Annotated in this window: 7 protein-coding genes and 1 tRNA gene; 2 read left to right on the top strand and 6 right to left on the bottom strand. The window is 59.7% G+C overall.

The genetic code is table 11. The annotated features are described in order from the left end of the window. Both ACUTJJ_RS24260 and pcsA read right to left on the bottom strand, forming a co-directional pair. A partial coding sequence (locus tag ACUTJJ_RS24260; protein WP_445543693.1) for an ATP-binding cassette domain-containing protein occupies positions 1-671 on the bottom strand: 671 nt, incomplete at its 3' end. Between the two features lie 211 nt (positions 672-882). Beyond that, positions 883-1608, bottom strand: coding sequence for a phosphatidylcholine synthase (gene pcsA / locus ACUTJJ_RS24255; RefSeq protein WP_063948780.1), 726 nt, complete (start codon positions 1606-1608; stop codon positions 883-885). A 210-nt stretch (positions 1609-1818) separates the two neighbouring features. On the opposite strand from pcsA, the gene ACUTJJ_RS24250 reads away from it, so the two are divergent. Beyond that, positions 1819-3027: a UbiH/UbiF family hydroxylase gene (locus ACUTJJ_RS24250; protein ID WP_445543692.1), complete on the top strand. Its 1209-nt coding sequence runs from the start codon at positions 1819-1821 to the stop codon at positions 3025-3027. On the opposite strand, the gene ACUTJJ_RS24245 is transcribed toward ACUTJJ_RS24250, so the two are convergent. Both ACUTJJ_RS24245 and ACUTJJ_RS24240 read right to left on the bottom strand, forming a co-directional pair. After that, positions 3011-3949 carry an AEC family transporter gene (locus tag ACUTJJ_RS24245; protein WP_445543691.1) on the bottom strand — a complete coding sequence of 313 codons (939 nt, stop codon included), beginning with the start codon at positions 3947-3949 and terminating at the stop codon, positions 3011-3013. The genes ACUTJJ_RS24250 and ACUTJJ_RS24245 overlap by 17 nt on opposite strands. A gap of 34 nt (positions 3950-3983) precedes the next feature. Next, a complete protein-coding gene (locus ACUTJJ_RS24240; protein WP_063949098.1) occupies positions 3984-4730 on the bottom strand; it encodes a cytochrome c biogenesis CcdA family protein in 747 nt (248 codons plus the stop codon). Between the two features lie 280 nt (positions 4731-5010). On the opposite strand from ACUTJJ_RS24240, the gene ACUTJJ_RS24235 reads away from it, so the two are divergent. After that, positions 5011-5086 (top strand) — tRNA-Lys (locus tag ACUTJJ_RS24235). Between the two features lie 165 nt (positions 5087-5251). On the opposite strand, the gene ACUTJJ_RS24230 is transcribed toward ACUTJJ_RS24235, so the two are convergent. Further along, positions 5252-5995, bottom strand: a complete 744-nt coding sequence (locus ACUTJJ_RS24230; RefSeq protein WP_445543690.1) for a glycosyltransferase family 25 protein — start codon at positions 5993-5995, stop codon at positions 5252-5254. 127 nt (positions 5996-6122) lie between these two features. Then, the coding region (locus ACUTJJ_RS24225) for a YcbK family protein (RefSeq protein WP_445543689.1) at positions 6123-6869 on the bottom strand (747 nt) is incomplete at its 5' end.

Here is a 6869-nt window from a genome sequence, read left to right as displayed (position 1 = left end):
GGATCGCAGGCTCCCGTCACCTTGCCGTGGCGCAGGACCGTGGCGCGGTCGCAAATGCGCTGCACCTCTTCCAGCCGGTGGCTGATATAAAGCACCGAACGGCCTTCCGACTTCAGTTTTGCCAGCGTCTCAAACAGCTTGTCGGCTTCCTGCGGCGTCAGCACCGAGGTCGGCTCGTCAAGAATGATGAGGCGCGGGTTCTGCAACAGGGCGCGGACGATCTCGATCCGCTGGCGTTCTCCGACCGAAAGATCGGCAACATGCGCGTATGGATCAAGCGGCAGGCCATAGGCGCGCGACAACGTCTCGGCTTCCTTGGCGATTTCCTTCAATGAAATTTTTGGGTCAAGCGACAGGGCGATATTTTCAGCAACCGTCAGCGCTTCGAACAGTGAGAAGTGCTGGAACACCATGCCGATGCCGAGCCGGCGCGCTTCGCTTGGCGAGCCGACGGATACCGGCTGGCCCTGCCACACGATCTCGCCTTCGCTTGGCGCGAGAACGCCGAACAACATCTTCACAAGCGTGGATTTGCCGGCGCCGTTTTCACCCAGAAGCGCGTGGATTTCACCCGGCGCGATATCGAGGTCAATGCCATTGCAGGCGGCAAAATTGCCGAAAAGTTTGGTCAGCTTGCGAACCGACAGGAGAGGCACGGCCTCTGGCGCCATAGTTCCAGTCACGAGTTCCCTCTCTCACCAGCCATCCATGCCTTCTGCGAGGCGTTTCAACGGCCGTGGTCATTGTTCCCAATCGCGCGGCAAGTCGTATGCAATGCTGCGCCATCATGATGTATTGATAACTGTTTTGCTGCTGCGCACAACTGAAAAAGACGGTGCTTAAATGCAATTTGCACAAACAATAAACAGCTTTATCTTTTCATCATTCTGCCCCGAGGGACGGGAAAAACTGCAGGATTCCGCCAATGCAATAGAGGTAGATGCCGCTCGCCACAAAACCGATGACCGCCCAGGTGGGCGTCTGGAAGTGCATGAGCAGGGCATAACCGCCAAGCGCGCACCAGATGGCGACGACCAACAGATTAAGCGGCCGCAGCCGCTTCACCCGCACCGGGTGCAGGAAGTTGATCGGCAGGAATGTCAGGAACACGGAGACTGTCACGACAGTCATCGCGGTGGTCGCGCTGGCATCCATCACGAACAGGGTAAAGATCACCATGTTCCATACGACGGGGAAGCCCGAGAAGAAATACTCATCGGTCTTCATGCCCATATCGGCATAATAGATGGCGCTCGATACCACAATCATGCCGGCCGCCACAAATGACCATGGTTCGCCGATCATGCCACTCTGGTAAAGCGCAAAGGCGGGCAGGAGCACATAGGTGACATAGTCGATGATATTGTCCAGCGTATCGCCGGACCAGTTTGGCAGTACTTCCTTGACCCGCACCTTGCGTGCGATGGGTCCGTCGATGCCATCAACGAGCAGCGCCAGCCCCAGCCACCAGAACATATCCACGAAGCGGTGTTCGGAAGCCGCGACGACGCCGAGGAAGGCCAGAAATGAGCCGGATGCCGTCAGAATATGAACGGAAAAGGCGCGGATTTCCGCATAGGGAACACGCTTGTAGTTGAAAATTTTCATGGTCAGCGTCTGCGCCCCGTTTATTCATCCGCCCTGTTCCTTCCGGTATGCGGCCATTCACCACGCTTTGCAACCGGCTGATTTCGCTTATCCTAGGACTAATATAGCCCGGCCATCAACGAATCGTCTTGATGGCATGTTCCCGTACCCATGTGGATTTGCCCCGGCAAAGGCACTATGTTGGTGCGGAAATAACAATGGATCAGGACCATGAGACACTTTGATATTGCTATTACCGGTGCGGGCCTTGCGGGCCAGATAGCGGCCATCGCTTTGGCGCGCGCCGGCCGGCATGTGGTTCTCATCGCTCCCTCCAGCGGCCGCAGGGACCAGCGCACCACGGCGCTGATGGATCAGTCCATCCGGTTCATGGATCGACTCGGCCTGTGGCAGCGCATAGCCCCTTCGGCGGCTCGCCTTTCGACCATGCAGATCATTGACGGCACGGACCGACTGCTGCGTGCGCCGACGGTCCAGTTTCGCTCGTCCGAAATCGGCCTTGATGCTTTTGGCTGGAACATTCCCAATGAAGCGCTGCTCAGCGTTCTCACCGAAGCGGTTGAACAGGAGAACAATATCACGCGGCTGGAAACGACAGCGGAGACGATTGATATCGGCAATGACCGCGTCTGCGTAACGCTTGGGGACAAAGAGGTCGTTTCGGCCGATTTTCTGATAGGGGCCGATGGCAGGAAATCGATGGTGCGGGAGGCGGCAGGCATCGGCGTCAAGTCGTGGACCTATCCGCAGACTGCCGTGGTTCTGAACCTCAGCCACACCCGCCCGCACGGCAATGTCTCGACGGAATTCCACACGCCGACCGGGCCTTTCACACAGGTCCCGCTGCCGGGAGATCGCTCCAGCCTCGTCTGGGTCGTCACGCCGGAGCAAGCGAAAGAACTGACGGCCTTACCGCTCGATACGCTGAGCCTTAAGGTTGAAGAACGCATGCAGTCGATGCTCGGCACCGTGACCGTCGATGACAGCGTGCAGGCATGGCCGCTCTCCTCCATGACCGCGCATCGCTTCGGCAAGGGTCGTGTCGCCCTGATCGGCGAGGCTGCGCACGGCTTCCCGCCTATCGGCGCGCAGGGGCTAAACCTCAGCCTTCGCGACATTATTGCCCTGACCGAACTGCTGGGCGCCGTCTCCGACCGCCCGATTGCCGCAGACGCCGGCAGCAGTTTCGACCGCAGGCGGCGCGCGGACGTCTATAGCCGCACGCTGAGCGTCGATCTTCTCAACCGATCCCTGCTATCGGATTTTCTGCCGGTGCAGATGGCTCGGGCGGCGGGCCTGCATGTCCTCTCCGGCATCGGCACACTCAGGAGCATCGTCATGCGCGAGGGCATCGAGCCCGGTCGCGGACTGAAGGCCCTGCCCTCGCTCCTGTTCGGCAGCTTCAAAAAGGCTGGATGAAATAAACCACCCCCGTCAGCGTGAAGACTGACAGCACCGTCGAAATCAGGATCGTTGCCGACGCCCGCTCCTGCCAGACGTGATATTGCTGGCCGATGACGAAGACATTCGTCGCGGTCGGCAGCGCCGCCAGCAGCACGGCGGAGTAGATCCAGACCGGTTCGAAGCGCCCGAGCGATGACAGCAGCATATAAGCCGCCAGCGGATGCAGGATAAGCTTTGCGGGCACGATATAGCTGATCTCCACCGGCACCCGTTTCATCGGCCGCAACGCCAGCGTCACGCCCATGGCAAACAGGGCACAGGGAGCGGCCGATTGTGCCAGATAATCAACCAGCCGCTGCACCGCCTCCGGCGGCTGCCGGGAGAGCGAGGCGGCCAGGAACCCCGCAATGACCGAGACGATGAAGGGATGGGTGATGACCTTGCGCGCCACATCCAGGGCAAGTTTGCCTGCCGAGCGCTTGTCGCCACCCGCAACCGCCATCATCGCTGGCGCCACGATGAAGTGGGCAGCATTTTCAAGACAGACGATCAGTGCCACCGGCACCGCCGCTTTTTCCCCTAGCGCCAGAAGCGCGATGCCCGGCCCCATATAACCGATGTTGCCGTAGCTTGCCGCAAAGCTCTGGATCGTGGTTTCGGAAAGACTGTTTTTCCGCACAAAGCGGCTGATCAGAAACACCAAGATGAAAACGCCGTAGGTGCAGGCAAGGCTTGCCGCGACAAAATCCATCCGCGCCAGCTCTTCCACCGGCGTCTTGGAGACGAGCTTGAAAAACAGGGCCGGCAGCGCCGCGTAGATGATGAAGGTATTCAGCCAGCCCATCGCCTCGACCGGCTGCTTCGTGATACGCGCCGCCACGTAACCGATGAAGATCAGGCCGAAAAATGGCAACAGCAATCCCACGATATCGGCCACGATCATTCCCCTCGCCTAATATGTCAGCGGAGGCTTAGCCGATTTTCATCAGGATCGGAAAGGTCTCCTGGAACCAGATCGCCACATTGGTGATGAAACCGGACATGAAAGCGAGGCCGGTGAGCACCAGTAACACGCCCAGCAGCTTTTCGACCAAGCCGAGATGGCGGCGGAAGCGGACAAGGAAACGCATGAACGACCCGGAAAACGCCGCCGCGATCCAGAACGGCACCGCAAGGCCAAGCGAATAGACTGCAAGCAGCATCGCGCCGTCGCCCACGGTATCACGCGCGGCGGCGACACCCAGGATCGCCCCGAGTACTGGACCTATGCAGGGTGTCCAGCCGAAGGCGAAGGCAAGCCCCATCACATAAGCGCCTGACACTGTCGCTGGCTTGCCCCCACTTTGAAACCGCGCTTCGCGGGCAAAGAGGCCGATGCGGAAAACACCGAGGAAGTTCAGGCCCATCAGGATGATGATGAAACCGCCGATCTTGGCGAGAATGTCGAGATTCTGGCGCAGCAAGGTGCCGATCGTCGAGGCGCCTGCCCCAAGCGCCACAAACACGGTCGCAAAACCCAGCGTGAAGAAAAAGGCCGAAAGCAACACCGCCCGGCGAATCTCTGGCCGCGGCGCCGCATCTTCCGCCCTGAACTGCTCCACCGAAACGCCGGCCATATAACAGAGGTACGGCGGCACCAGCGGCAGGACGCAGGGCGACAGGAACGAAAGCGCGCCAGCCAGGAGGGCGCTGAAAAGGGAAATATCGGCGATCGACAAGAAAAACTCCGCATCCCGCAAAGCCGATGCGATTCCTTCGATTCGCCGCCGCTTTACACATTCATTTCGTGCATGTCATTGCTGCAAAAGGATTTCACCCATCGGCCCGACATGCCTGAAGCCGGTTTTAGCCCCAGCCGCCGCCTCTCTCCAATCACCTTTTTGGGGGTGCGACAAAAAAAACCGTATTGAGTGTTGAAACCGCTTTTTTTGGGTTGACCGAACGGATCGCTCTACCTATGTTCCGCGCACTTCCGAAGGGCAACCAAGCCCGCCGCGGGAGAGCGTAGCTCAGCCGGTAGAGCAACTGACTTTTAATCAGTAGGTCCAGGGTTCGAATCCCTGCGCTCTCACCACCTCAAAATATCTTTTCCGTTTGCTTATGAAAGACTTAACCGCTCCGCGCCTGTCGGTCAGCCGCAATGCGTCAAAAGCTTGATATTGGGTGGATTGAAATCGCGTGGCCGGCTCCCGCCGCCCACGCGCCGAGCCCGACGTTGATCTAGCTCAAGCTGTGCGGGTCAGCGATAGGCGTAGATGTAGCGCGCTAGATTGTCGTAGAAGCTGGAAAGGTAGGCTGGCACGCGCTTTATGCGCGCGAATTTGCTCTTCTTATATTCCGCTCGTGTCGCGACCAGCGTATTCGGGTCGCCGAAGGGCAGGAAATCCTTGTCTGTCACGTAGACCTTTGTGCCGTAACCCCAGCCGCATTCCAGAGCGCGGTCGAAAGGCAGCGTCATGACGCGCGCGGCGTTTACGAAGCGTTGCGCGGCGCGGCGCGAGATGATGTAGCATGCGGAAGACCCTTGCGGGCCGTAAATGCAGCGGCCGAAACTGTCGCCAAGCGCGCTGGTTCCGCGGCCCTTGAAACCTTTGCGGCGGTGGTTTGTCAGTTTCACGATCGCATCGTCCGGCATGATCGCCACGATCGCCTTTACCCGCTCCGAAAAATCAGGCGTGAAAGCGACGTCATCTTCGACGACGACGGCGACGGGCGCATCGGTCGACAGGAAGAGTTCCAGCGCCTTGATGTGGCTGGCATAACAACCATATTCGCCCGGCAGCGCATGGCGGCCATTGCGCAATTCAAAACCGCTTCGGTCGAAATCGCGCCAATTCTCAGGGGCAATGGTTTTACCATCGACACCGTCGACCGGCCGCAGATCAAGATCGAGGCCAGAGGCACCCTCCAGCATTTTCTCCAGCCGCGCCCGCGCACGGGCGATTGAAATAATATAGACAGGAAAGGTGGAGATCGGCTGCATTTCGCGGGCACCATAAGCGGAAAATCGGATGGCCGCGTCCTACAGCAAAGAAAGCCTGGCGTCCACGGTTGCGGCGCTCGCGGGCTAACACGCCCGTGCGTTGGCTTACAATCTGATCAGTTGGGAATCAGCGACGCGCGGCGGTGCGGCGGCAGCGCCAGTTCCAGTCTCTTGGCTCGCCCGTATCCATATGAACGGACTCCGTGTGGCAATAGGTGCCGACGCCACCGCGATCCGGCAGGGACCGCAGATAGGTGGCTAGCTCCCACTTGGAAACACCCTTGATCTGAATGTCGGCGGCATCACACGTATAATGTTTGGAGCCCTGCCTGATGCCTTTCGGCGGGCGATAACCCGAGGTGACGATCGCCGGGCTATTATAGTGCCGCTCGACATCCTTGATCATGCGCACCAGTTCCGGCTTGAAACAGCCGACCTCGACGTGATCGGTCTGGAGAAACAACCCGGTCGGGGAGACACGCGTAAGGCCTGAAAGCGAGGCAAGCTTCATCAGGCCGGACGGCTGGTCGTCTTCTTCATCGAGATGCGCATCATCGAACTCATCGGACATCACCGAGCGACCGGATAGCGCAATGCCCATCGTTCCCCCCTGCCCTGCCGGTAAAGCCGCCACCTGCGTAGTATCAGCCGACCCGCTCTCGATCATCTTTGGCAGGCGCTTCTTGGCAGCCCCTGCGAAAAATGCCGCCAGCGTCACGCCCTTGCCATCACTTTCCGGCGCCTCACCTGCCGCATCCGAAGCCGGTTGCCCGGCAACCGCTGCCACCTGCCCGGAGGCCGGCTGCGGGACCGGCACGGCAACCGGAAGCGGCTGGCGATTTTCCGTATGCTGTTCCGCTGGCAGCTGAGCCGC

It is taken from the genome of Agrobacterium sp. DKPNP3 (assembly GCF_052686535.1).
The sequence above is the reverse complement of the archived record's forward strand: the minus strand, read 5'-3'. Positions and strand labels throughout refer to the sequence as shown.

Coding starts and splice junctions, on each gene's coding strand:
- pcsA (WP_063948780.1), bottom strand. CDS start 1,608: ATGAAAATTTTCAACTACAAGCGTGTTCCCTATGCGGAAATCCGCGCC.
- ACUTJJ_RS24250 (WP_445543692.1), top strand. CDS start 1,819: ATGAGACACTTTGATATTGCTATTACCGGTGCGGGCCTTGCGGGCCAG.
- ACUTJJ_RS24230 (WP_445543690.1), bottom strand. CDS start 5,995: ATGCAGCCGATCTCCACCTTTCCTGTCTATATTATTTCAATCGCCCGT.